This is a genomic window from Neisseria sp. P0007.S010 (assembly GCF_051962875.1).
Classification (GTDB): Bacteria; Pseudomonadota; Gammaproteobacteria; order Burkholderiales; family Neisseriaceae; genus Neisseria; species Neisseria subflava_A.
Genome location: NZ_JBQCUX010000058.1, coordinates 1 through 252 on the forward strand (window position 1 = coordinate 1; position 252 = coordinate 252).

Annotated in this window: 1 pseudogene; it reads right to left on the bottom strand. The window is 60.3% G+C overall.

Features of this window, described 5'->3' with window-relative positions:
• Positions 1 to 252: pseudogene (locus tag ACTHR7_RS10895) on the bottom strand (spermidine/putrescine ABC transporter substrate-binding protein PotF); the annotation flags it as partial.

Genomic DNA, 252 nt, shown 5'->3' on the forward strand with positions numbered 1-252 from the left:
TTCATCAGCAGCGCTTCGGCCTTGGCGTAATCCGCCGGCTTCTTGCTGTTGGGGTCGAGACCGAGGTGTTGCAGAGCCAGCGGCAGAATTTCCGACGGCGAGTCGAGCAGGGCGACGCCGCACTGCTTGAGCTTGCTGATGTTTTCCTCTTTGAAGATCAGGTCCCAACTGTCCACGGGCGCGTTGTCGCCCAGGGCCGCCTTGATCCTGGCCGGGTTGAAACCAATCAGGATGGTGCCGTACATGTATGGC